The following is a 24,109-nucleotide window of genomic DNA, read 5'->3' as shown; positions in this document are numbered from 1 at the left end:
CTAATGTCCTTTCGTTAAAAGATTGATATCAATATCATAATTTTGACATAAAGAAGATATTCTTTGATAATCTTCTTGATCTACTGTTTGTAAATCTATTTCACTATAATAGTTATAAATAAAATCTTTTATTGTTTCATCATCTAACCATTTATTTTGACTTGCTTCTTCTATAAAATTTGTCACCATAGATACTTGTTTTTCATCAGATAAAGAAACATCTAGATGTGTTAATTGATTTAAATCTTTAAAATCAGCAATAGATGAAAAATAATGAGGCATGGTATCAATTATAAAAGAGCCTATATACGTTTGTTCAATTGTTTCTTTTCCTTGATTGATAAAAGGAATAAAAATCATTGAAAGAACAAAATATACAATAATGATTCCTTCAATAATTGATAAAATCAAACCTAATAAATGATCTAATAATTTTGTCATTTTTAATAAAGAAACAATTTTCTTTAAAAACGGTTTTAATAAAACACCAATTCCCTTTAAAATGAAATAACCAACAATAAATAAAATAACAGCAACTAACAATTGATTTACCTTTATACCAATTGGTTCTAATAAACCTTCTAATTGATAAAGTGTAATCAATTTAGATAAAGGAAAAGAAAAATTAATTGTTAGAAAATAAGCTATAAAAAGACTAAAAAAGTCATAAAGTCGAATAATGAATCCTTTTAGATAACCAATAAATGTATATATAATAAGGAATAGACCTATAATTATATCGATTATGTAGGGATTATTTAATAAAGCCATAAATACCTCCTTGCAATTATTGTATCAAAACAAAAATATAGTGTCAAAATTTGAAAAATATGCTATAATTAGTATATATGGTAGGAGGAAAGAAATGACATGAATGTAGCAAATAATAACAAACCAATGAATATTATGGATATGCATGTTGAAAACTATGCCCCTTTAAGTGATGGTGGTCCATCAAACCAAGAAAAACAATATTATCCTTATTCTCACATTGGTTGTGATGAAACAGGATCAGGTGATTTTTTTGGACCATTATGTGTTGTTGCATGCTATATCGATGAACGTGATTATGATTGGTTAACGAGCTTAAATGTTCGTGATCCTAAACTCATGACACCTCAAGAAGTTATTGAAATTGCTAGAGAGATCAAAGATCGACTTGTTTATAGTTTGTTGATTCTTGATAATTCTCACTACAATCAAATGGCAGCTGCTGGTAATAATCTAGCAAACATTAAAGCAAAACTTTATAATCAAGCCGTTACAAATGTAATGCAAAAAGTTGCAATGAAAGTTGATAAAAAAGTCGTAAATCAATTTGTTTCACCTAAAACGTATTATAATTATTTAAAGAGTGAAGTAATCGTTGTTAAGGATTTATCTTTTGAACAAAAAGGAGAAGAACAATACTTTGCAATTATGTGTTCGTCTATTCTTTCAAAATATGCCTTTTACCAATATTTTAATAACATGTCTAGAAGCTTGAAAGTGAAATTGCCTCGTGGTAATACAAGCTCAGTTGTCGATCATGTTGCTGTAAGTATTGCTAAAAAGTATGGTAAAAAAATGTTACTTAAAGTAACAAAAACTAATATGACTAATTATAAGCGTATTAAAGATGTAATTTAAGGTCTTCCAAAGAAGACCTTTTTATTTTATAAACTATTTAATTCAAATGCTGGAATTTTTGTGTATTTGACACCCGCGGCATCTAACATACGTTTTGCAGCACGATCACTGTCTGTTCCATTATATTTATCATCTTCATAAATAATTTCTTTAATACCACTTTGAATAATGGCTTTCACACATTCATGACATGGGAATAAAGAAACATAGATCGTACATCCTTGTAAATGAGAAATACTATTTAAGATGGCATTCAATTCTGCATGAACAACATAAGGATATTTTGTATCATACAAATCTCCTTCTCTTGCTGCCCATGGAAACTGATCATCTTCGCATCCCCATGGAAGTCCATTATATCCTACTCCTACGATCTTATTTTCTGGAGAAACAATACACGCTCCTACTTGTGTATTAGGATCTTTTGAACGATAAGATGAAAGCTTAGCAACTCCCATAAAATATTGTTGCCAACTAATAATCTTTTTAGACATTTTATTCTCCTTTCAATTCATCAAGTTTTGCTTGAAAATAATCAGGTAAAGGACATTCAAACTCTAAATATTCACCTGTAGTAGGATGAATAAATCCTAATTTTTTAGCATGTAAGAATTGTCCATGACTTTGATCATCTTTTTTCTTTCCATACTTAGGATCTCCATAAACTGGATAACCAATATAAGACATATGCACCCTAATTTGATGCGTTCTTCCTGTTTCAAGTCGACATTCAATTAAAGACATATCATCATATCTTTCTAATACTGTAAAATTAGTAATTGCTTCTTTACTGTTATTTTTTGTGACAGCCATTTTTTGACGATCATTGACATCTCTACCAATTGGTGCATTGACTTTACCATGAACATGTGGAATAACACCATGAACTAAAGCCACATAACGACGTGTAACACTATGTTCTTTTAACTGTTCACTCAATGATTTATGAGCTTTATCATTTTTTGCTACCATTAATAAACCACTTGTTTCTTTATCTATACGATGAACAATACCAGGACGATTCACACCATTGATTCCTGATAAATCTTTACAATGATAAAGTAAAGCATTTACTAAAGTACCACTATAAATTCCCACACTTGGATGAACGATCATCCCTGAAGGTTTATTGACAACGATAACATCTTGATCTTCATAAACGATATCTAAAGGAATATCTTCTGGTAAAACATCCATCTCCTTATTATCAGGAATCGTGATTTCAATAGCATCATTCATTTTAATTTTATAACTTGCTTTTTCAATTTTTCCATTTACAAGAACATGCCCTTCTTTAATATATTCTTGAATAAGTGTTCTTGATAAATCAGAAATTGAATTCATAATAAACTTATCTAAACGTACATTTTCTTCATTAATCTCTAATTTTCTTTTTTCCATTAATATAATCCTCAAATATAATCTCTAAAATAATCAATCCTACTCCTATTACTACTGCCATATCAGCAATATTAAAAATAGGAAAATCATAACCAAAAATAATAAAATCAATAAAATCTCTAACATATCCAAAATAAAGACGATCTGTTAGATTTCCAACAAGACCTGCAAAAGTTAAAACAATTCCATAACGTGTTAATCTTTGAGCTTTGGTTGTCTTACTAAAGTAATAAAACATAAAAATTGCTGCAGCAAGCGAAACAACTACAAACAAACTAATATGTCCTGATAACATTCCCCAAGCTGCTCCTTGATTATGCGAATATGTATAATAAAAGAAATTATCAATAATCGCTTGCGATTGCCCTAGCATCATCGAAGAAGACACTAATATTTTTGTAAGTTGATCTCCAATAACAACCACCAAAAAAGTAACAATATATAAAACCCAATTTTTCTTACTTATATTTTTCATCTAATCACCAAGGACATTATACAATAAAGCTTTTTAAAATCCTAGTATGACTTTTTTAAATATGTAGTATTTAAAACCATTTCAAATAGTTTATATTGCAAAAAAATATGATAATCTATAAAATAAATATGAGGTGAAATTATGAATAAAGAAACACTAGAAACTCTTGTTGAAAAAGAAAGTCAAAAAAGTTCTATTACATCTAAAGATATTCCTGATTTAGATCTCTATATGGATCAAATTATGACTCTTTTTGAAACTCATCTAGCAAATCATAAAAAAAATGAAGATGATAAATTACTTACTAAAACCATGATCAATAATTATTCCAAAGCAAAAGTCATTACGCCTGTAAAAGGAAAAAAATACACTAAGGAACAAATCATTCAAATGTTGATCATCTATCAATTAAAAAATAATCTTTCCATTCAGGAAATTAAAGATCTATTGACACCTATTTATGAAAATAACGATGATTTATCAAATCTTTATGATCATTTTATAGATATTAAACACTCTTTAAATTTCCAACTTCAAAAAATGATTCAAAAAATAATGGATGATTATCAATTAAAAATTGAAAACTATCAAGATTTATTTTTATTGGTGGCTATTTTATCTTCATTAAGTCATTCGCTAACAAATATTGCGGAAATGCTTATTGAAACGAAAGAGATATAGTTTAAAACAATAGCCAACTTTTATTTTTTCTTCGTTTACTATCTATTTATTTTTCTATATAATGTATAAAAAAAGCGAGGTACTATATGAAAATTAATGAATTATTAAAGAAAAGACCAACATTGTCTTTTGAAATATTCCCACCAAAAAATAATGAAAATGATATCACATCTATTTATGCAACCATTGATGAACTAGCAAAAATGAATCCTGATTTCATTTCTGTCACTTATGGAGCTAATGGTTCTACATCTAAAAATACATGTAAGATTGCCTCAACCATTAAAAATAAATATGGTATTGAATCTGTAGCTCATTTAACATGTATGAATAATACAAAGGATGAAATCAAAGAAATTCTAGAAGAACTTAAAGAAAATGATATTGAAAATGTCCTTTCTTTACGTGGTGACTATCCTAAAGATGGTGATGGTATTAATCATGGTGATTTTAAATATGCCAGTGAATTAAATGAATTCATTGAAGAAAACTTTCCTAATGATTTTTGTTTATCTGGTGGATGTTATCCAGAAACACATTATGAAGCTATAAACTTTGAAGAAGATCTTTTAAACCTAAAGAAAAAAGTCGATGCTGGAGCTAAATATCTTGTTACTCAAATTTTTTATGACAATCAATATTATTATCGTCTAGTCAGAGAAGCAAGAAAAATTGGAATTCATGTCCCTATTCTTGCAGGAATTATGCCTGCTCATAATCCAAAACAGTTAAAAAATATCGCAAAAATGTCAAATTGTTCTGTTCCGTTTGATTTAGCAGCTATGATCGATCGTTTTGCTGGAAATCCTAAAGCGGGAAGGGAAGTTGGTTTACACTATGCAACTTATCAAATCATCGATTTAATGACTCATGGTGTAGATGGAATACATATTTATACAATGAATAAACCAGAGATTGCAAAAGAAATTTTAAAAAGAACAGAATATATTCGTGATGAATTTTTCAAAGATTAAAGAAAATGCTTTAAAGTATTTAGGATATCATCATCAAATACTTGATGAAAAAATGAATGTTTTGATTGATGAATGCATAGAGGAAATTGAAAAAATGAGTTCTTTTAGAGCAACTTATCGTAAATTTCCTCTTTCTTTTCATCCTTTAAGAATTGATGAAATTTCTTTAAATCTCGATTATCCAGACTTGAATAATTTATTTCAAAATTGTCATGATGTTGTTATTATTGGCTGTACTTTAGGCCTGCAAGTTGAAAAAAGATCTCATTATTATAGTCATATTGACATGACCAAAGCGACGATTTTTGATGCCGTTGCAAGTAGTTTTTTAGAAGTGCAATGTAATGAATATGAAAATGAACAACTGATTGGTAAAAGAACGTTTCGTTTTTGTCCAGGTTATGGTCGTGTCCCTATTGAACTCAATAAAGAGCTTGCATTCATTATCGAAAGTTCTAAAAAAATTGGTTTGACGGTTCAAGAAAGTAATATTTTATTACCTCAAAAATCAATGATTGGTTTGATTGGTTTAGGTGATAATAGAAAAGAAAAAACATGTCAGAATTGTTTACATATAAAAGATTGTAATTTTAGAAAGAGAGGTCAAACATGTTACGCGAAAGATTAAATAAAGATCTTCTTATTTTTGATGGTGGTTTTGGTTCACAACTTCAAGAACTAGGAATGAAGGCTGGAGAAATTCCAGAATATTATAATATTGAACATCCTGAAATGATTATTGATATCCATCATCGTTATTTAAAAGCAGGAGCTGATTTTATTACAACCAATACATTTGGCGCAAATCCCCTTAAATTAGAACAACATAAATATAGTTATCAAGAAGTGATTTTAGCGGCTATTCAAAATGCAAAAGAAGCTAAAAAAATCAAACCTGATGCTTATATTGCTTTAGATATTGGACCTATTGGTAAACTTATGGAACCGATGGGAACTTTAACTTTTGATGAAGTTTATCAAAGCGTTAAACAAATGGTAGAACTTGTAAAAGAGGATATTGATGTTGTTTTATTTGAAACAATGACAGATATTTATGAATTAAAAGCAAGTATTTTAGCCGTTAAAGAATGTAGTGATCTTCCTGTTTTTGCGACGATGACCTTTGAAACAAATGGTCGTAGTTTATCAGGATGTGATCCTCTTACAATGGTCAATGTCTTAGAAGGATTAAAAGTGGACGCTTTAGGGATCAACTGTTCTTTAGGACCAAATGAAATGGCTCCAATTATTGAAAGCATTTTAGAAAGTACCTCTTTTCCTGTTATGATTCAACCAAATGCAGGTCTTCCTCTTTTAGAAGATGGACAAACCGTTTATCCAATGAAAGCAGATGAATTTATTGAGGCAATCGTTCCTCTTGTCAAAAAAGGAATCGCTATCGTTGGTGGATGTTGTGGAACAACCCCTGAATTTATTCAAAAATTAAAAGAAAACTGCCCAACAACAGTGACTCCAAGAGAAGTTTCTTTGTTGACACGTGTCTCTTCAGGAACAACAACTGTTGAATTTGGAAAACATGTTGTTGTTTGTGGAGAAAGATTAAATCCAACAGGAAAGAAAAAATTAAAAGCTGCTTTAAAAGAAGAACGTTATGATGAACTTGTTGTAGAAGCCATCAAACAAGAACAAGCAGGAGCTCATGTTTTAGATGTCAATGTCGGTTTACCTGGTATTGATGAACCAAAAGTGATGAAGCATGTTATTAAATTATTACAAGAAGTTATTCAACTTCCTTTACAAATTGATAGTTCTAATTTCCAAGCAATTGAAGAAGCTTGTCGTTATTATAATGGAAAACCACTTATTAACTCTGTCAACGGTAAAGATGAAACTATGGAAGCCGTCTTCCCTGTTGTAAAAAAATATGGTGGTGTTGTCATTGGTTTAGCCTTAGATGAAAATGGCATTCCTCCAAAAGCTGAGCAAAGATTTGAAATCGCTAAAAAAATCATTAATAAAGCAAAAGAATATGGCATTGATAAAAAAGACATTATTATTGACTGTCTTGTTTTAACCGCTTCTGCCCAACAAAAAGAAGTTATGGAAACAGTCAAAGCTGTTTCTATGGTTAAAACATTGGGTGTCCATACTGTTTTAGGAGTAAGTAACGTTTCTTTTGGTTTACCAAATCGTCCTTTACTTAATAAAACATTCTTAGCAATGGCCATGTCGGCAGGACTTGATTTACCAATTATCAATCCATTAGATCAAGAATTAATGAATACAATCGACGCCTTCAATGTACTTTATAATTATGACCGAGACGCTACAAACTACATTCAAAAACAAGCACAAAACCAAGTCGTTTTACCAAAACAAACAACATCCTTTTCTTTAAACGATGTTGTCTTACACGGTTTAAAAGATGAAGTCAAAAAAGCAACAGAAACAGCCTTAGAAAGTCAAGATGGACTAACAATCGTCAATGACATTTTAATTCCTGCTCTTGACCAAATTGGAAAAGACTATGAAACAGGTAAAATCTTTTTACCTCAATTGATCCAATCAGCAGAAGCAAGCAAAATTGCATTTGATGTGATCAAACAAACATTTAAAACAACGAAATCTTCTAAAGGTCCTGTTTTAATTGCGACTGTCCATGGAGATATCCATGATATTGGGAAAAATATTGTAAAAGTTGTTTTAGAAAGTTACGGTTATCAAGTCATTGATTTAGGAAAAGATGTGCCTGCAGAGGTCGTTTTAGAAGCCTATCATAAGCATCATCCTAAAGCTATTGGTCTTTCAGCTTTAATGACAACAACGGTTGTTTCAATGGAAGAAACGATTACTTTATTAAAGCAAGAAGAAAACATGTGTCCAATCTTTGTTGGTGGTGCCGTATTAACAGAAGATATCGCACAAGATATTCATGCGGATCACTATACAAAAGATGCCATGGCTGCCGTCAATTTACTTAATGAAATTGTACATTAAAAGGAAGTTTATTGAAAACTTCCTTTTACTATATGATTTAAAATTTGTCCACAAACATAAGCATCATCATAAGCACGATGCGCATTTTCATTTTTTATATGTAAATAATGAGCAATCGTTCCTTGTTTATAATTATAAGGTCCATGAATATATTTTCTTGATAATTGTAAGGTATCTACATAACAGATCTTTCCTGTTAATTGAAGCCGATCAAATGTTTTCTTTAAAAACGACATATCAAATTGAGCATTATGAGCACAAACAAGAACTTCTCCTTGAAGCGCTTCTTTCATAAACTCTTGAAACATTTTATACGCTTTTTCTTCTCTTGGTTGGTTTTCTAACATTTCATTAGTAATATGTGTTAAATTAGAAATAAACTCAGAAACTTCTACTTCTGCATTAACAAGTGTATTAAATTTTTGAACAGCTTGTCCATTTTCAAAAAGAACAGCTCCTAATTCAATAATTCTTTCCTCTTTTGGATTCAAACCTGTTGTTTCTACGTCAAAAGCAATAAATCTTTTTTCTAATTGTTTTTTGATATCTTGATCATATTTTACTTTAATAAGTTCTAACATCTTATAATCTCTCTAAAAAATGAATTAATCTTTGATAACATTTATAAAATGAATTCATATTTAATCTTTCATCAGGAGTATGAATATCAAACATATCTGGACCTAAAGTAATAATATCTAAATCTTGAAGTGCCCCTTTGAAAATACCTGTTTCAAGACCACTATGTGTTCCTTCTTCTTTTAAAGTGATTCCTTCTGTTTCTTTAACAAAATCAACATATTGTTTTCTAAGTTTTGAACCTTCATCGTAATTCCATCCTGGATAGTTATTATCTAAAACATATTTTGCCTTAAACATTGAAGCAATTAAACTCAATTTGTTTGATAATTCATCTTTAGCTGATTCCATTGGTGAACGAATTGAAAAATAAATATTGAATTTTTCATTCATTTCCACTACACCCATATTTAAAGAAATATTGGTAAGATCCATTTTTAAAGATTTATGCATAAAACCATTAGGCATTAAATACATCATTGAAATAATATCTTGGCTTTCTTTAACTGAAATCACTTCATTTAAAGAATCTACTTTTTCTAAACGAACAAATATATGTTTATCACTTTCTTTTAATTCTTCTTTTAAATCATTTTCTACTTTTAAAACAACTTCTTTGATTTTTTTAAAATCATCATTTGAAGCAAAGACACTGACACATTCTCTAGGAATCGCATTATCTTTTAAACCACCTTTAAAACTTCCTAATAAAAATTCAATATTATTTAAAGAAAGATGATAATAGACACGTGTCATAATCACATTAGCGTTTCCTCTTTCTAAATGAATAACGCCTCCTGAATGTCCACCTTGTAAGCCACCCACATAAAGTTGATAACAAGGTGATTCGTTTTTTAGATAAGAAAGTCCTTTTTCAACAACAGCTCTTCTTCCTCCAGAACAGCTTACAGTAATAATTTTTTCTTTCCCTCTATCAAGTCCAATCATCTTTTTCGCTTTTAAAATACTTTTATCAAGACCCATTGCTCCATTAAGTCCTACTTCTTCTTGAACGGTAAAAACACATTCTAAAGCTGGATGTTTTAAGCTTTCATCATCTAGTAAAGCAAGCATATAACAAACACCAACACCATCATCCGCTCCTAATGTTGTTTTATTGGCATGTAAAAAACCATCTTCTTCAATAAGTTCAATAGAATCTTTTGAAAAATCATGATCACTATCATTATTTTTTTCACAGACCATATCCATATGTCCTTCTAACATGACTGTTTCATGATCTTCATAGCCTTTTGTTGCTTCTTTAAAAAGCACGATATTATGCATTTTGTCCCTTACATATTTTATATTTCTTTCTTTTGCAAAGTTTTCCACATAATCACAAATTGCTTTTTCATTGTAAGATCCTCTTGGAATCTTTGAAATTTCTCTAAAATAATATTCTACTTTTTCCATATATATTCCCCTATACTAATGTTCTATTCATCCATTTATTGGATCTATATCTAATCATAAAACAAATTGACCTAAAAATCCAGTCAACAATCATAGCCCACCAAACACCAATGACACCCATGTGTAAATACAAAGCAAAAACATAGCTTAAAGCAAAACGGAAAGTCCACATTGAAAATGTAGAAACGATCATTGTAAAAGTTGCATCATTGGCTGCACGTAAGGCATTTGGAAAAGAAAATGCCATTGGCCAAACAAAGAAATCAAAAACGCAGTGAAGAGAGACCATGGAAACCGCTAAATTAGCAGTATCTTGTGGTAAAGCATAAAATCTTAAAATATATCTAACCCCAACAAGTAAAATACCAGCCGATATAATCGTAGAAATATAAGCAATAATCATCAGTTTTTTCGTATAATATTTAGCTTGCTGATAATCATTAGCCCCAATACATTGGCCTACAACTGTTAAAATAGCAAGTCCTAAAGCCATTCCTGGAACAACGGCAATAGACGTTAAACTAAAGGCAACAGCATGTGCTGCAATGGCAGCTGTTCCAAAAGTTGAAACAAGTCGTTGAACAAGGATTTTCCCCATTTGAAACATTCCATTTTCTAAACCATTTGGAATACCAATTTTTAAGATTCTTTTGACAGTTGAAAAATCAAACTTATATTTTAAATACGTATCAATATGTACAATATGTTCTTTATTTAATAACATATATAAAATAATAAATGAACAGAACATTCTTGAAAGTAAAGTAGCAATTGCTGCTCCTTTGACTGACATATTTAAAATAAAAATAAAGAAGTAGTTTAAAACGATATTTCCAATATTCATATAAAATGAATTTGTCATAGCCACTTTACTATTTCCCATTGATCTAAATAAAGCAGCCCCACCATTAAATAAACCAATAAAAGGATAAGATAAGGCTGAAAAGAAAAAATAAGTTCTTGCATAAGCCATCACATCACTTTCAATATGTCCAAAAATCAAATTCAATAAATTCCCATTGAAAATCATACATAAAACCATAATAACAAGCGATAAACCTAAAATGGTAAATAAGAGCTGTTTGGCACTATGGCAAGCCATCTTTTCATCTTTTTTACCAATATATTGCGAACAAACAACAGCTCCTCCTGTAGCTAGTGCCGAAAAGATATTGATAATCAACACATTTAACCCATCGACAATACTCACTCCTGAAACCGCACTTTGTCCACATTGGGAAACCATCATCGTATCAAAAATCCCAATTGTCAATGCTAATACCTGTTCAATAATTAAAGGTATTATCAATTTTTTTAAATCTCTATTACTAAATAACAAAATAATCACTTCCTCGCATCTATTATATACCTCTTATTTATTCTCGTTTTATGCTTTCAAAAAATGAAAAAAATCTAATGCATGTTGCGATCTCGCCAACAATCATTAGATCTAGAACTTCCATCATTATAAATAATATAAGGAACTGCCCTTCTTCTTTCATAGCCTTCTTCATTTTTTAATAAATCTTGAATAATTGAAAGACGTTTGTTCCCGTCTTTACAATAATATTGACCATCAATAATATTAACTTTAATAGGAAAAGATAAACCTATTCTCTTTATGGAATCATACATTGACTGAGGATAAGGACAATACTCAAAATTTATTTCTTGAAAATTTATTTTTCTAATTCTCATTTAATATTAAATTCCTTTTCAAAGAAATCTGCAATACCATCTTCATCCACTGTTAAAGTCACTGTAGAAGCATGTTTTTTAACTTCATCATCCGCATTACCCATCGCAACAGAAGTTCCTACAAGATGAAACATTTCAATATCATTTTCACCATCACCAAAAGCATAAGTATTTTCTTTTGGAATATTTAATTTTTGATATAAATACTCACACGCTGTTCCTTTTGTGTAACCTTGAGGATGTACATCCATACGAATATGTCCTGTATCATAAGCATTGATGGACCATTCTTTTGGTAACATATCTAAGGCTTCATGTAAGTCTTTTGCATTATAGAAAAGCGCTGTTACTGTATTGGCTTTAATATTTTGAAAACGCCAATCATCATTATACTCTTCAGGTAATTTATCTGTCCCATTATAAAGTCTTAAATGTTTTTTGATGAGTTTTCCATCTACATCACTGAAATAACTTGTCGCTCTTTCACTGATAATATATTGACCATTGGTTGCTTCATAAATGCTATTTTGTAAGTTTAAATCTTTCACACTAAAAACGTTATTTAATAAAACTTCTTGATGAAATTCAATATAGCCTCCATCACAACCAATAAAGCCATCAAAAGGAATTTCGTCTAAACATTCTGGTTTAACCCCTCTTGCACTCGCTACAACAATATAGTTTCCTTGTTTTTGAAATTCTTTTAAAGCATGAATTGTTTTATCTGTTGGTTTTAATAATTGATGAGGAACATTGATCATCGTTCCATCCACATCAAAAAATGCAATTTTAGTCATGTATATGCTCCCTTATATATTTTTCTACTTCTTCTTGATCAGAAAAATGAATCTTTTCTGTTCCAATAATTTGATAATCTTCATGACCTTTTCCTAAAATCATTAAGATATCGTTTTCTTTTAATAAACTCATTCCTTTAGCAATCGCTAGATGACGGTCATTGATGACTTCATAATCACCACTAACACCTACTAAAATATCATTAATGATTTTTTGAGGGTCTTCTGTTCGTGGATTATCATCTGTAATAATGACATGATCACTATGTTTACAGGCAATTTCCCCCATGATTGGTCGTTTTGTCGTATCACGATCTCCCCCACAACCAATAATCGTAATAATTCTTCCTTTTTTAAATTCTTGAGCACTTTCTAAAACATTTAAAGTGGCATCAGGGGTATGGGCATAATCTACAAAGATACCATTTGTACCATAAACGATTAACTCCATTCTTCCTTTAGGTGCTTTGAGTTTTGTATTTAAGGCTAAAATAGCATCAATTTCATATCCTAATTCATGAATTAAAAGCATCGCTGTAAGATAGTTATAAACATTGTATCTTCCTACCATTTGAATATGTGTTTGATACTCTTTTTCTTGATATTTAAAAGTAAAAGTTGTCCCTAAATGAGAAAATTCAATATTTTGAATTAACACATCCCCTTTTGTATCTGAAATAAGAAGGTTATGATTTCCTTCCAGTTCAAAGTGAGAAGCATGTGGATCATCTCCATTTATGACTGCAATTTTATTTCCTCTTGTCTTTTTAAATAAGAGTTGTTTAGCATTCGCATAGTTTTCTAATGTTTTATGAAAATCTAAATGGTCTTGTGTTAAGTTTGTAAAAGCCACTTCATCAAACTCTAAGCCATGAATTCGATCTTTCGCAAGCGCATGAGAAGAAACTTCCATCACTAATACTTTACACCCCGCATCTTTTGCTTTAATAAAATAATCATAAAGTACATCTACATCAGGTGTGGTATTAACCATTTTAATAAAGTTCCCACAATAATAAAAACCAATTGTTCCCATATAAGCACAAGGAATATCAAGCATCGTCATCATTTGATACATCATATAACCAATCGTTGTTTTACCATTTGTACCTGTAACCCCTATTAATTTCATATCTTTGAAATAAGGATAATAATGTTCATACAAATAATCTTTTAAATATGCTCTTGTATCTTCAACAACAACAGTTTCAACATCATAGTTTCCTTCTTCTACAATGACTTTCGTTGCTCCATTTTTAATAGCTTGAGGAATGTAATCATGACCATCACGATTAACATTTCTAATCGCAATAAAAGTATCTCCTGGTTTTACTTTACGTGAATCTGTTTTTAAATCTATTTCCATAGTAATCTCCTTAATAAACTAATTGAATTTTTTTATGTAAACATTTTAAGTGATATGTTCCTGGTTCATATTTTTCACCATCAATATTAACATATTGATTGGTTTTGACCCAAACATCATCTTCTTTAAAATGTTGAAATTTTTTTGTTTTATGTAATGTATTGGTGATCAGTCCTTTTAAATAATATGGTAATTCTTTTTTAGATATTTCTGGTACCACCGATATATCAATCATACCATCTTCTAAAGATGAATAATAACCAGCTTGATAGCCACCCCCAAAATAATGACCATTACAAAAGGTACAAATCAAAACATTACCTTGATAAATATCTTTATTATATGTATAAATATCGGTTGGATAAAATTTTAAATGAAAAATCTTATTTAAAATCGTTAAACTATATTGCATAATTCTTGGAAATAAGGTTGTCTTACGATTTGTATTCACTAGATTTCCAACATCAGCATCTAAACCACAACAAAAGACATTGATACAATATAAATCTTCTTTGCATTGAATCACATCAATTGCTTTGGCTTGCTTATTTAATGACTCTTTAAAAATCTTTATCGCATCTAAATTTTTGTAGATGCTTCTAGCAAAATCATTACCTGTTCCTTGCGGAATGACAACGAGTTCATGAAAAGATCCTACCATGCCATTGACCACCTTATGAACAAAACCATCGCCACCTATCGCATATAAACGACAAACTTCCTTTTCATCTTGATAAGATAAGGCTATCTTTCTTGCATCATCTAAATCTTTGGTATAGCGTAATTCATAACGTTTTCCTTGCATCATTGTTACTATACAATTAATCAAACTTTTAGAAGTATCTGGTTTTAATATAAAGATATGTTTCATGTTTATCACCTTATCCATTATAACATAAAAGAGAGTGCAATTAACACTCTCCATCTTATCTTCTTTTCTTATTCTTTCTATAAAGACAACAAATAATAAAAGCAATAATTAAAATAGCTACAACAATAGCTTTATTAAAAACTTCAACCGGTTCAAAAAAAACACCGATACTTCCTGATAAAAAAATCATGGCTAATAAAAATAAAATAACAGTAATAATAATTCCTTTTTTCATAATAACCTCCATATAAAAACGATTGATCTATGATTAATGTATCATAAATCAATCGTTCTTTCATTATTTATAACTTAAATGACATCTTTCAAACATAAATGACATTCTATCTATTAATTGATGAAGCAATTTTATGATAAGTATGTCTTTTACCACGAATCGCAATTGATAATGCCATAATATTTTCAGGTAAGGCAATACCACAGAATCCTGCATCTCCAATATGTTGAATATCAATTCCACATCTTTTATTTAATAAAGCAATTTCACGAATTGTTCCTTCATCTGCACCTTCTTGGCTTGTACCAATCGCACTTAATGATAAAGCCCCATGAGCTTTAATATAACGACAAGCTTCTGTCACTTCTTGTTCAGATAAACCTGGAACTGTATTAACTGCTGGCATTAAAATAACATCTGCCCCTGCTTCAATGAACTCTTTAATACTTTCCATATCAACGATTGGTTCATCAATTCCTGCAGCATGCATTTTCCCTGCAATAATTAATCCTTTAAAATATTTTTTAGCTTCTTTGATTGCTTCGCAAATTGAATGATTTGAAACTCCAACTCCTGGATTTCCTGTTAAACAAATAAAGTTGAAACCTAATTCTTGAGCTTTAATATAAGTTTCTTTTCTTGCTTGTCTACCTGTAGAAATCACACGTCTTTCTTCCATTAATTCAGCTTCTAAATCAACTGGTTCTAGATTACATCCAATTGGACGACCAACGATTTCTTTTAATTTTTCTACAGGATTATCACATTCTGGTAACCCTTTGATTTCTGGGTTATTACAATCAAAACAATTTAATAAAACCATGTCACTTCCAAATGAAACAGCAAGTTCAGCATTTGTAAGATCTCCTAATAAAGGTTCAATCGCAACAACTGTTTCTGTCATCACAGTTCTTCCTTCACTAGCAAGAATAGCTTGTTTTAATTCTTGTCCATCCATTTTCAACATTTCACTACTTGTACAACTTAATAATCTTTTCATTTCTTAAAACCTTCCTTTTCATGTCTCTATTATCCTATATGTATATACAAGAGTCAATTATTGATTATCTATTTGTTCTTGTAATTCTAATAAATAAAGATATCTTTCATTTTTCTCATCAATTTGTTTTTGCAAGTCATCTCTTTGTTTTGAAAGTTCATCAATTTCTTTAAAATTAGTAACACCATTCATCTTTTCTTCAATTTGACTTAAATTTGTTTCTAAATCCATAATGACATCTTCAATTTCTTCAAATTCTTTCTTTTCCATATAAGTCATTTTGATTTTCTTTTGTTTACTTTGTTTATAAGCTAAAGCCCCTTGACTCTTTTCTTTTTCTTCTTTAGTTGTAGTATCAAGATTTTGACTATAACCCCCATTAACATATCTTAAATGTTGATTTTGTAAGATAAATAAACCATCACAAATACGATCCAAGAAATATCGATCATGACTAACAGTCATAATAATACCTTCAAAATCATCTAAATAATCTTCTAAAATATTAAGAGTATCAATATCTAAATCATTTGTCGGTTCATCTAAGACAAGAACATTAGGCATCATCATTAATACACGCAACAAATAAAGTCTTCTTCTTTCACCACCAGAAAGTCGAGAAATTGGTGTATGTTGTAACCTAGCATCAAATAAAAATCTTTCTAACATATCTTTAGCAGATAATCCTTGACCATCTACTTTAAAGTCATTGGAGATTTCTTGAATATAATCAATGACCTTCTTATTCATTGGAAGATCATCATATCCTTGTTTAAAATAACCAAAACGAACAGTCTCGCCAATTTCTACATAACCCGTATCACTCTTTAAATTTCCTGTAATAATATTTAATAAAGTTGATTTCCCTGTGCCATTATCTCCTAATATCCCAATACGATCATGTTGTTTAAACATATATGAAAATTCATCAAAGAGTTTCTTTTGTTCAAAACTTTTAGAAATTTCATGAAGTTCAATTGTTTTTTTACCAAGACGAGAGAACGTATGAATCATTTCTACTTTTCCATTGACTTCTACATCTTTAACTTTTGATAATTCTTCAAACCTTTGAAGACGATCTTTACTTTTAGTTGTACGTGCTTGTACACCAGCACGTACCCATTCTAATTCTTTTTTTAAAAAAAGTTTTCTTTTTCTTTGACTAGAAAGTTGTGTTTCTAAACGAACTTGTTTAAGTTCAAGATATTTTGAATAATTCGCTTCATATTTATAAATTTGACCATGATCTATTTCAATAATACGATTAACAACTCTTTCTAAAAAATAACGATCATGTGTCACCATTAATAAGCCTTTAGACCATTTAATTAAGAATTTTTCTAAATATTCAATCATCCCATTATCTAAATGGTTTGTTGGTTCATCTAAAATAAGTAAATCACAAGGTTTAATTAAAGCAATTGCTAAAGCAACTCTCTTAAGTTGACCTCCTGAAAGTTCTTTAATCTTTTGTGTTTCATCTATAATACCAAACTTACCTAACTGTGCTTTAATTTCATAATCATGAATTTCTTTAGAATCTAATTGTTTATAAACAGTTTCCATAATGCTATCATTTTCATTATAAAGTGGCGTTTGTGGTAAATAATTAATACGGATATCTTTTTGATAACTTATTTTACCTTGATATTCTTCTATTCCCGCAATTATTTTTAATAATGTGGATTTCCCTGTCCCATTAACTCCTAAGATTCCTACTTTATCTTTATCTTCTATATGTAATTCTATATGATCTAAAATACACTTTTCTCCATTATATTTTGTTAAATCTGTCATTGACACTAACATTTTCATCACCCACGCTATCATACCACAAACAAAAACAAAACGCGACTACTCGCGTCTTGTCTTGTAATGTTTTATTAATAAAAGAAGAAGTGTTGAAATTGATAATCCCAATAATGCATACCAAAATTCTTGTTTTGTATCATCTCCCGTAGCAACAGGAGTTGTCGTTACAGGTGTTGATTTTTTAACTTCCGTTTTAATTGTTTCACTTGGCTTTTCAGGTTCATCAACATTAGTTTCTATTACTTTGTATGAAACTGTTGGGAACAAAAATTCTTCAGGTTCTAATTCTTTAGAAAAACTATCAATAGGATGTAAAATAGCTTGCGTATTTGTTTTTAATCCTTCTTTAAAAAGATGACCATCTTCATCGTATTCCCCATATTCTCCTGCTTTTTTTTGAGGATTTATAAGTTGTAAAGTATAAACAAGTTGAACATGTTCGAATTGACTCACAGGTACATTCATTTTCCAAATAAAATGTTCCTTTTCTTCAGGATAATAGAATAATTCATAAGCATAACCATTTTCTTGATGATTAAAACCATAATGATTTTCTTCGATGAATTCTGGAACATATTTGTGATTTCCAACCATCATATAAAATTGTTTTTCATCTGTTATAAAGTCAAAATCATAATCATTTCCATAATTGTCTTTTCCTTTACCCATAAAGTCTTCTACATAAGTTCCTTGATCCAATAAATAATAAATATCATTTTGAATATCTTTAAAAGAAATTTCTTGTCCTTTAGATAAATAATTCATAAAAGATGTTGCCCATGGATAATTACTATATCCATTAGCAAGCATTGAATAACAATGATATCCTTCATCTTTCATTGCTTGGTAAGTAGAAACAGTATAATAAAGAGCTTTATCAACAGAATTTAACCCTTCTTTAGATTCTTCTAGAGGCATTATATTTGTTGGAGCCTCACCATAAAGATAATCATACTGATCTCCTTGAATGGCTAATTTTTCTTTTACATCTGTTAAATAATTATCCCAATCAGGAAGATCTTCTTGACCATATTTTAAATTCCAATTATCAGGTCCTGGCCAACTTGCAACAATGCCATCGTTTTCAAACGACCAAGCTGTAACCGTTGCTTTTTGATTATACATATAAGTAATACCATCACTAACAAAGACCATATACTTACGTTTAGCTGCTACCTCTTGATCTTGATCCAATAATTCTTTTCCTGCTAATAATCCTGCATGACAATTCGTTCCAGATGTTATTTCTTTAAAAATCGCCTTTTTGATATCATCCAAATCATTTTCTAGATCAAACCATCCAAAAACATTTGCCTCTTTATTAAAAATAACAATCCCGACTTTTACTTTAGCATTTGTTTGTGAAATTTGTGTTTGTAAATTTTCCAACATATCTAAAGTTTGATTTTCAATTTGTGTACTTGTTGATTTATCTAAAACAAAAACAACATCTGAAACAAGTTTTTCACTTTTAGCAGGAAGCGAAAGTGTCACCTGGCTTCGATAATTTTCATCAAGTTGTGTGGCTGTTTTTGATTTAGAAATATCCCAATTGATGTCACTTGCTTTAACAGGAACTTGCATAAAAAATAAACTTACAAAAACTGTTAAAAGACATATTAATTTTTTCATTTTTTTCTCCTTTCCATCTCTACAATAAAAAGAAAAAAATACAAATCATGTCGATTGATTGCCTTTTTAAATAATTATTAAAAATATTTTTACAAGCTATGCCCTATCTTGTAAGAAGATGTCAAAGACTTTCAATTTATCGTATTTTTTAGAGTTCATGTTCAATACATAATTCAAGCATATAATCACCTCATCAATGTAAGGAGAGATGTTTATGAAAGAAAAATTAATTCAATTCATGCAAGGAAGATATGGAATAGATACTTTAAATAATCATGCATTATTTTTTGTCATCGCTTTATTTATCCTTAATATATTCTTTAATAATAGAATCATTATGTCACTTGGATATCTTATTTGGCTTTTAGTTATCTATCGTATGTTTTCTAGACAAACATATAAACGTTATCAAGAAAATGAAAAATACTTAAAAGCAATTAAACCTGTTCAACAATTTTTTAATCTTCAAAAGAAAAGATTTTCCGATCGTAGTCATAAATACTACCGTTGTCCCTCTTGTAAACAAATGGTAAGACTTCCTAAAGGAAAAGGAAAAATTATTGTGACTTGTCCAAGTTGTCATCAAAAATTTGAAAAGAGAACTTAATTATGTTTGGCTATGTCGTTATTAATAAACCAGAATTAAAAATTAAAGATTTTGATAAATATCAAGAATATTATTGTGGTTTATGTCAATCTTTAAAACAAAATCATGGTCGCCGTGGTCAATTGACTTTAAATTATGATTTAAACTTTGTAGGAATTTTGCTTTCTAGTCTGTATGAACCGACAGATAAACAATATTTAATTCGTTGCCCATTACATCCTTTTCATAAAAAGAGTGTACGTACTAATCAATATATGGATTATGTCAGTGATATGAATATTGTTTTAACGTACTATAAATTAGAAGACGATGTTTTAGATGAAAATTCTTTAAAAAGTAAAACTTTTAAACAACTTTTAAAAAAAGAATTTAATAGAATTAAAAAGAAATATCCTGATAAAGTAGAAAAAATTAAAGAACATTTAGACCAAATTCATTATCTAGAAAAATCACATTGTTTAGATTTAGATGAAGTTGCTGGTCATTTTGGTCATATCATGGCAAGTATTTGTGTTTATCAAGAAGATGTTTTTAAAGATGATCTTTATCAAATGGGATTTTATTTAGGAAAATTTATTTATTTGATTGATGCTTTTGAAGATGTAGAAGAAGATATCAAAAAACAAACTTATAATCCTTTTAAAAATAAATTTAAAGAAGAACACTTTCAAGAATATTGTTTTAATATTTTAGAAATGATGATTTCTAGAAGCAGTTTTTATTTTGAAAAGCTTCCTTTGATTGAAAATGTTGAACTTTTACGAAATATTATCTATAGTGGTATTTGGACAAAATTTGAACTGATTAAAAAGAAAAGAATGGAGGAAAAATCATGAATCCTTATCAAATACTAGGAATTTCCCCTAGTGCCAGTGATGATGAAGTCAAAAAGGCTTATCGTACACTTTCTAAAAAATATCATCCTGACGCTAATATTGGAAACCCTCATCAAGCAGAATACACTGAAAAATTTAAAGAAGTCCAAAATGCATATAAAACTATTATGGATGAAAGAAAAAAAGGTTTTAGACAACAAAGTTATGGTAGTCAAACAACCGGCGGCTATCAGTATCATGGAAATGACCAAGAAGCTTATCAAGAAGCTAGTGGTTTTATTCAAGGTGGACGTTATCAAGAAGCTTTAAATGTTTTAAATCAAATTCAAAATAAAACAGGTATGTGGTTTTATTTAGCTGCTTTAGCTGAAAATAGTTTAGGAAATAATATTCGTGCACAGGAATATGCTCAAACAGCTGTTCAAATGGAACCCATGAATATGCAATATATTTTATTATTAAATCAATTACAAGGAAATACAAGACAATATCGTCAAACCAGTCAACAATACGGTAATCCAGCAAGTATGATGAATTGTTGTTATTCGATTATGCTTTTAAATTGTATGATGTCATGTTGTTGTGGTGGAGGATATCATTACCCTATTTTATGTTGTTAGAAGGAGAAAATTATGGCAAAGGTTATTGGAATTGACTTAGGAACAACAAATAGTTGTATGGCTTTTTATGAAAATGGAAAAGCTAAAATTATTGAAAATAAAGAAAACCAAAAGACAACACCAAGTATTGTTGCTTTTGATAAAGATGGAAAGAAACTTGTTGGAGAACTGGCTAAACGTCAACAATCAATGAATCCAAAACGTACGATTTCATCTATTAAAAGAGAAATGGGACAAAATTATCATGTAGAAATTGATGGAAAACAACTTTCTCCACAGCTTATTTCTTCAATGATCTTACAAAAATTAAAAAATGATGCCGAAGCTTACTTACAAGAAGAAGTCAACCAAGCGGTTATTACAGTTCCAGCATATTTTAATGATGCCCAAAGGCAAGCAACAAAAGATGCTGGAAAAATTGCGGGATTAGAAGTTTTAAGGATCATTAATGAACCAACCGCTGCAGCACTGGCTTATGGGCTTGAAAATGCTTATGGGCAAAAAGTGATGGTTTTTGATTTAGGTGGTGGAACTTTTGATGTTTCGATTATTGAAATTGGTAGTGGTGTAATCGAAGTTTTATCAACAGCTGGTGATAATCATTTAGGTGGGGATGATTTTAATAAAGCTATCTGTGATTTTATTTTAGAAAGCTTTTTAAAACAAGAAGGTATTGATTTAAGAAAAGATACCGTCGCTTATAGTCGCGTTTTAGAAGCCAGTGAACAAGCTAAAATCGAACTTTCAAGTCAATCAAGTACCCTCATTAATTTGCCTTTTATTTATCAAGATACAAACGGACCTAAAAACTTAGAAATCACACTTACAAGACAAAAATTCAATGAACTTACAAAAGGACTTATTGACCGTCTTGTTTTACCAATGCAAACAGCTTTAAATGATGCCAGACTTACACCACAGGATCTTAATAAAATTATCTTAGTTGGTGGATCCTCTCGTATTTTAGCGGTTCAAGAAAAAGTAAAAGAAATTACGAACATGGAACCAAGTAAATCATTAAATCCAGATGAATGTGTGGCTTTGGGTGCTGCGATTCAAGCTGGAAAATTAAGTGGTGAAATGGTTTTATATGGTGAAGAGAATGATGTTCTTTTATTAGATGTCACTCCTTTAACACTTTCTATTGAAACGGTTGGTGGTGTCGCTACACCTTTAATTCCAAGAAATACAACGGTTCCAACCAGTCATAGTCAAGTCTTTACGACATCAGCCAACTTTCAAACACAAGTAGAAATCAATGTTTTACAAGGTGAAAGACCTCTCGCAAAAGATAATCAATCTTTAGGAAAATTTAAACTAAAAAAAATCAAACGTGCGATGCGCGGTGTTCCACAAATCGAAGTTACTTTTGATATTGATAGTAACGGAATCGTTCATGTTTCTGCCAAAGACCTTGCCTCTGGAAACAGTCAAAGTATGACGATTGAAGGCTCTTCTAAAATGTCTGATAGTGATATTGAAGAAGCAATTAGACAAGCTAAGATGTATGAAAGCCAAGACCAAGTGACAAAAGATAACATGCTTTTAAAAAATGAAGTAGAAACTCTCATTATCAATGTTCAAAATGGTCTTGCCTCACATAAAAAAGAAATGGATAAAGCATTAAGAAAACAAATTAAAGCAGAACTTTCTTCTTTAATGAAAATGACAAGAAAATTCAATTATGAAACAGCTTCATCCAAAGAAATACAAAAAATAAAAGATTCTAAAAATCATTTAGAATCTCTAGCTCAAAATATCATCGGGAGATAAATGATCTCTCGATATTTTTTTGACAATTTCATCATGTCTTACAAATCCATACGTTGCGACAATCAAAGAGCCGCCTAAATCAAGCATTAAATCTTTCATCGTATCTTTTAATGCTTCATGCCCTTTTAAAGGAATATCATTTTTAGAAACAAGTGTTCCCTTTGTTGAAGCCATATATTGTTGAGCATTTGTATGAAAAATCCCATCACAACTATATTCTAAAATTTCCCAAAAAGCACCAACACCTAAAGAAAAAACCACTAAAAATAAGCATGTAAAATATTTATTCATATAAATAAATTTGCTTTTTTCTGCCATCATAATATGTATAAACCATAAAGCTACAAAAGATAGAATAATTCCCGAATGGAAATGTAAAAAAGAATCCCACCATGGATATTTTCCATAAAAATCAAGTCCATCTCCTAAAACTAAAGCATTAAACGCAAAAAGTTCAATAACAATATAAAGTGCTAAAGGAACATTGATCTTAAACCATTTCTTTAAAAACTTAGGTGCCGCTAAAACAAGTAACATCGCACTAAACTGTAAAATACGAAAAATCATAGTTGTCACATATTTTATGTAAACATCACCAATATGATGGCGATAAGCTAAAATAAAGATTGTCCATCCCACATGATAAATCAGTAATAAAATTGTTAAAACAAATAATATTTTTTTAATAAATAATAGCCTTTTCTCTGTTAATTTCCTATTTTTCATAAAGAATATAATCCCACCCTTTC

25 protein-coding genes are annotated in these 24,109 nt (G+C 29.7%); 9 read left to right on the top strand and 16 right to left on the bottom strand.

Annotation, left to right across the window (positions count from 1 at the left end):
* The gene (locus tag OCV55_RS01635) at positions 1-771 is read right to left on the bottom strand and encodes a CvpA family protein (RefSeq protein ID WP_032090382.1); all 771 of its coding nucleotides are present in this window, start codon (positions 769-771) and stop codon (positions 1-3) included.
* Positions 772-870: 99 nt separating this feature from the next.
* On the opposite strand from OCV55_RS01635, the gene rnhC reads away from it, so the two are divergent.
* Positions 871-1,629, top strand: a complete 759-nt coding sequence (rnhC, locus tag OCV55_RS01630; protein ID WP_147579614.1) for a ribonuclease HIII — start codon at positions 871-873, stop codon at positions 1,627-1,629.
* A gap of 26 nt (positions 1,630-1,655) precedes the next feature.
* On the opposite strand, the gene OCV55_RS01625 is transcribed toward rnhC, so the two are convergent.
* The 3 genes from OCV55_RS01625 to lspA are packed head-to-tail and all read right to left on the bottom strand — an operon-like array spanning position 1,656 to position 3,505.
* Positions 1,656-2,123, bottom strand: coding sequence for a deoxycytidylate deaminase (locus OCV55_RS01625; protein ID WP_147579613.1), 468 nt, complete (start codon positions 2,121-2,123; stop codon positions 1,656-1,658).
* 1 nt (position 2,124) lies between these two features.
* Positions 2,125-3,030, bottom strand: a complete 906-nt coding sequence (locus OCV55_RS01620; RefSeq protein WP_119363577.1) for an RluA family pseudouridine synthase — start codon at positions 3,028-3,030, stop codon at positions 2,125-2,127.
* Positions 3,005-3,505: a signal peptidase II gene (lspA, locus tag OCV55_RS01615; protein ID WP_022002754.1), complete on the bottom strand. Its 501-nt coding sequence runs from the start codon at positions 3,503-3,505 to the stop codon at positions 3,005-3,007. The genes OCV55_RS01620 and lspA overlap by 26 nt, the downstream gene beginning before the upstream one ends.
* Positions 3,506-3,646: 141 nt before the next feature.
* Between lspA and OCV55_RS01610 the strand changes: the two genes are divergently transcribed.
* The 4 genes from OCV55_RS01610 (at position 3,647) to OCV55_RS01595 (ending at position 8,118) form a co-directional block, all read left to right on the top strand.
* Positions 3,647-4,186 carry a DUF1836 domain-containing protein gene (locus OCV55_RS01610; protein WP_032090386.1) on the top strand — a complete coding sequence of 180 codons (540 nt, stop codon included), beginning with the start codon at positions 3,647-3,649 and terminating at the stop codon, positions 4,184-4,186.
* An 86-nt stretch (positions 4,187-4,272) separates the two neighbouring features.
* Positions 4,273-5,160 (top strand): methylenetetrahydrofolate reductase [NAD(P)H], encoded by an 888-nt coding sequence (gene metF, locus OCV55_RS01605; RefSeq protein ID WP_147579612.1) that lies wholly within the window; start codon positions 4,273-4,275, stop codon positions 5,158-5,160.
* A complete protein-coding gene (locus OCV55_RS01600) occupies positions 5,141-5,788 on the top strand; it encodes a vitamin B12 dependent methionine synthase (RefSeq protein ID WP_119363580.1) in 648 nt (215 codons plus the stop codon). The genes metF and OCV55_RS01600 overlap by 20 nt, the downstream gene beginning before the upstream one ends.
* A complete protein-coding gene (locus OCV55_RS01595; RefSeq protein WP_147579611.1) occupies positions 5,770-8,118 on the top strand; it encodes a homocysteine S-methyltransferase family protein in 2,349 nt (782 codons plus the stop codon). The genes OCV55_RS01600 and OCV55_RS01595 overlap by 19 nt, the downstream gene beginning before the upstream one ends.
* Before the next feature lie 8 nt (positions 8,119-8,126).
* On the opposite strand, the gene OCV55_RS01590 is transcribed toward OCV55_RS01595, so the two are convergent.
* The 11 genes from OCV55_RS01590 to OCV55_RS01540 all read right to left on the bottom strand — a co-directional run bounded on the left by OCV55_RS01590 (position 8,127) and on the right by OCV55_RS01540 (position 19,524).
* A complete protein-coding gene (locus OCV55_RS01590; protein ID WP_147579610.1) occupies positions 8,127-8,699 on the bottom strand; it encodes a 3'-5' exonuclease in 573 nt (190 codons plus the stop codon).
* A gap of 1 nt (position 8,700) precedes the next feature.
* Positions 8,701-10,113 carry a beta-Ala-His dipeptidase gene (gene pepD / locus OCV55_RS01585; protein ID WP_032090391.1) on the bottom strand — a complete coding sequence of 471 codons (1,413 nt, stop codon included), beginning with the start codon at positions 10,111-10,113 and terminating at the stop codon, positions 8,701-8,703.
* 10 nt (positions 10,114-10,123) lie between these two features.
* Complete coding sequence (locus OCV55_RS01580) at positions 10,124-11,461, bottom strand: MATE family efflux transporter (protein ID WP_267309760.1); 1,338 nt, start codon at positions 11,459-11,461, stop codon at positions 10,124-10,126.
* 65 nt (positions 11,462-11,526) lie between these two features.
* Positions 11,527-11,811 (bottom strand): hypothetical protein, encoded by a 285-nt coding sequence (locus tag OCV55_RS01575; protein ID WP_032090393.1) that lies wholly within the window; start codon positions 11,809-11,811, stop codon positions 11,527-11,529.
* Complete coding sequence (locus tag OCV55_RS01570) at positions 11,808-12,608, bottom strand: HAD family hydrolase (RefSeq protein WP_147579608.1); 801 nt, start codon at positions 12,606-12,608, stop codon at positions 11,808-11,810. The genes OCV55_RS01575 and OCV55_RS01570 overlap by 4 nt, the downstream gene beginning before the upstream one ends.
* Positions 12,601-13,974, bottom strand: coding sequence for a UDP-N-acetylmuramoyl-L-alanyl-D-glutamate--2,6-diaminopimelate ligase (locus OCV55_RS01565; protein ID WP_147579607.1), 1,374 nt, complete (start codon positions 13,972-13,974; stop codon positions 12,601-12,603). Before OCV55_RS01565 ends, OCV55_RS01570 begins: the two co-directional genes overlap by 8 nt.
* Positions 13,975-13,984: 10 nt before the next feature.
* Positions 13,985-14,845: a diacylglycerol/lipid kinase family protein gene (locus OCV55_RS01560; RefSeq protein ID WP_052010897.1), complete on the bottom strand. Its 861-nt coding sequence runs from the start codon at positions 14,843-14,845 to the stop codon at positions 13,985-13,987.
* 55 nt (positions 14,846-14,900) lie between these two features.
* Positions 14,901-15,080: a hypothetical protein gene (locus tag OCV55_RS01555; RefSeq protein ID WP_147579606.1), complete on the bottom strand. Its 180-nt coding sequence runs from the start codon at positions 15,078-15,080 to the stop codon at positions 14,901-14,903.
* Positions 15,081-15,186: 106 nt separating this feature from the next.
* Positions 15,187-16,080 (bottom strand): DUF7916 family protein, encoded by an 894-nt coding sequence (locus OCV55_RS01550; protein ID WP_147579605.1) that lies wholly within the window; start codon positions 16,078-16,080, stop codon positions 15,187-15,189.
* Between the two features lie 57 nt (positions 16,081-16,137).
* Complete coding sequence (locus tag OCV55_RS01545; RefSeq protein WP_147579604.1) at positions 16,138-17,889, bottom strand: ABC-F family ATP-binding cassette domain-containing protein; 1,752 nt, start codon at positions 17,887-17,889, stop codon at positions 16,138-16,140.
* Between the two features lie 45 nt (positions 17,890-17,934).
* The gene (locus OCV55_RS01540) at positions 17,935-19,524 is read right to left on the bottom strand and encodes a vWA domain-containing protein (protein WP_147579603.1); all 1,590 of its coding nucleotides are present in this window, start codon (positions 19,522-19,524) and stop codon (positions 17,935-17,937) included.
* A gap of 214 nt (positions 19,525-19,738) precedes the next feature.
* On the opposite strand from OCV55_RS01540, the gene OCV55_RS01535 reads away from it, so the two are divergent.
* Genes OCV55_RS01535 through dnaK form a run of 4 tightly spaced genes read left to right on the top strand, consistent with a single transcriptional unit; the run spans position 19,739 to position 23,360 of the window.
* Positions 19,739-20,131: a hypothetical protein gene (locus tag OCV55_RS01535; RefSeq protein WP_052010899.1), complete on the top strand. Its 393-nt coding sequence runs from the start codon at positions 19,739-19,741 to the stop codon at positions 20,129-20,131.
* A gap of 2 nt (positions 20,132-20,133) precedes the next feature.
* Positions 20,134-20,967: a DUF5685 family protein gene (locus tag OCV55_RS01530; protein WP_147579602.1), complete on the top strand. Its 834-nt coding sequence runs from the start codon at positions 20,134-20,136 to the stop codon at positions 20,965-20,967.
* The gene (locus OCV55_RS01525) at positions 20,964-21,587 is read left to right on the top strand and encodes a J domain-containing protein (RefSeq protein WP_032090401.1); all 624 of its coding nucleotides are present in this window, start codon (positions 20,964-20,966) and stop codon (positions 21,585-21,587) included. The genes OCV55_RS01530 and OCV55_RS01525 overlap by 4 nt, the downstream gene beginning before the upstream one ends.
* Positions 21,588-21,599: 12 nt before the next feature.
* A complete protein-coding gene (gene dnaK / locus OCV55_RS01520) occupies positions 21,600-23,360 on the top strand; it encodes a molecular chaperone DnaK (RefSeq protein WP_147579601.1) in 1,761 nt (586 codons plus the stop codon).
* Here dnaK and OCV55_RS01515 read toward each other — a convergent pair.
* Complete coding sequence (locus tag OCV55_RS01515; RefSeq protein WP_147579600.1) at positions 23,334-24,086, bottom strand: hypothetical protein; 753 nt, start codon at positions 24,084-24,086, stop codon at positions 23,334-23,336. The genes dnaK and OCV55_RS01515 overlap by 27 nt on opposite strands.
* Positions 24,087-24,109 lie beyond the last annotated feature (23 nt).

Origin of the sequence: [Clostridium] ammoniilyticum (genome assembly GCF_025566905.1) — a bacterium.
Lineage (GTDB): Bacteria > Bacillota_I > Bacilli_A > Erysipelotrichales > Coprobacillaceae > Faecalibacillus > Faecalibacillus intestinalis.
Note: the sequence above shows the minus strand (reverse complement) of the source record. Positions and strands in the feature narration are given on the sequence as shown.

What these genes read in the sequence shown, in the direction of transcription:
- OCV55_RS01635 (WP_032090382.1), bottom strand. Translation starts at nt 771, where the DNA reads ATGGCTTTATTAAATAATCCCTACATAATCGATATAATTATAGGTCTA.
- rnhC (WP_147579614.1), top strand. Translation starts at nt 871, where the DNA reads ATGAATGTAGCAAATAATAACAAACCAATGAATATTATGGATATGCAT.
- OCV55_RS01625 (WP_147579613.1), bottom strand. Translation starts at nt 2,123, where the DNA reads ATGTCTAAAAAGATTATTAGTTGGCAACAATATTTTATGGGAGTTGCT.
- OCV55_RS01620 (WP_119363577.1), bottom strand. Translation starts at nt 3,030, where the DNA reads ATGGAAAAAAGAAAATTAGAGATTAATGAAGAAAATGTACGTTTAGAT.
- lspA (WP_022002754.1), bottom strand. Translation starts at nt 3,505, where the DNA reads ATGAAAAATATAAGTAAGAAAAATTGGGTTTTATATATTGTTACTTTT.
- OCV55_RS01610 (WP_032090386.1), top strand. Translation starts at nt 3,647, where the DNA reads ATGAATAAAGAAACACTAGAAACTCTTGTTGAAAAAGAAAGTCAAAAA.
- metF (WP_147579612.1), top strand. Translation starts at nt 4,273, where the DNA reads ATGAAAATTAATGAATTATTAAAGAAAAGACCAACATTGTCTTTTGAA.
- OCV55_RS01600 (WP_119363580.1), top strand. Translation starts at nt 5,141, where the DNA reads ATGAATTTTTCAAAGATTAAAGAAAATGCTTTAAAGTATTTAGGATAT.
- OCV55_RS01595 (WP_147579611.1), top strand. Translation starts at nt 5,770, where the DNA reads ATGTTACGCGAAAGATTAAATAAAGATCTTCTTATTTTTGATGGTGGT.
- OCV55_RS01590 (WP_147579610.1), bottom strand. Translation starts at nt 8,699, where the DNA reads ATGTTAGAACTTATTAAAGTAAAATATGATCAAGATATCAAAAAACAA.
- pepD (WP_032090391.1), bottom strand. Translation starts at nt 10,113, where the DNA reads ATGGAAAAAGTAGAATATTATTTTAGAGAAATTTCAAAGATTCCAAGA.
- OCV55_RS01575 (WP_032090393.1), bottom strand. Translation starts at nt 11,811, where the DNA reads ATGAGAATTAGAAAAATAAATTTTCAAGAAATAAATTTTGAGTATTGT.
- OCV55_RS01570 (WP_147579608.1), bottom strand. Translation starts at nt 12,608, where the DNA reads ATGACTAAAATTGCATTTTTTGATGTGGATGGAACGATGATCAATGTT.
- OCV55_RS01565 (WP_147579607.1), bottom strand. Translation starts at nt 13,974, where the DNA reads ATGGAAATAGATTTAAAAACAGATTCACGTAAAGTAAAACCAGGAGAT.
- OCV55_RS01560 (WP_052010897.1), bottom strand. Translation starts at nt 14,845, where the DNA reads ATGAAACATATCTTTATATTAAAACCAGATACTTCTAAAAGTTTGATT.
- OCV55_RS01555 (WP_147579606.1), bottom strand. Translation starts at nt 15,080, where the DNA reads ATGAAAAAAGGAATTATTATTACTGTTATTTTATTTTTATTAGCCATG.
- OCV55_RS01550 (WP_147579605.1), bottom strand. Translation starts at nt 16,080, where the DNA reads ATGAAAAGATTATTAAGTTGTACAAGTAGTGAAATGTTGAAAATGGAT.
- OCV55_RS01545 (WP_147579604.1), bottom strand. Translation starts at nt 17,889, where the DNA reads ATGTTAGTGTCAATGACAGATTTAACAAAATATAATGGAGAAAAGTGT.
- OCV55_RS01540 (WP_147579603.1), bottom strand. Translation starts at nt 19,524, where the DNA reads ATGAAAAAATTAATATGTCTTTTAACAGTTTTTGTAAGTTTATTTTTT.
- OCV55_RS01535 (WP_052010899.1), top strand. Translation starts at nt 19,739, where the DNA reads ATGAAAGAAAAATTAATTCAATTCATGCAAGGAAGATATGGAATAGAT.
- OCV55_RS01530 (WP_147579602.1), top strand. Translation starts at nt 20,134, where the DNA reads ATGTTTGGCTATGTCGTTATTAATAAACCAGAATTAAAAATTAAAGAT.
- OCV55_RS01525 (WP_032090401.1), top strand. Translation starts at nt 20,964, where the DNA reads ATGAATCCTTATCAAATACTAGGAATTTCCCCTAGTGCCAGTGATGAT.
- dnaK (WP_147579601.1), top strand. Translation starts at nt 21,600, where the DNA reads ATGGCAAAGGTTATTGGAATTGACTTAGGAACAACAAATAGTTGTATG.
- OCV55_RS01515 (WP_147579600.1), bottom strand. Translation starts at nt 24,086, where the DNA reads ATGAAAAATAGGAAATTAACAGAGAAAAGGCTATTATTTATTAAAAAA.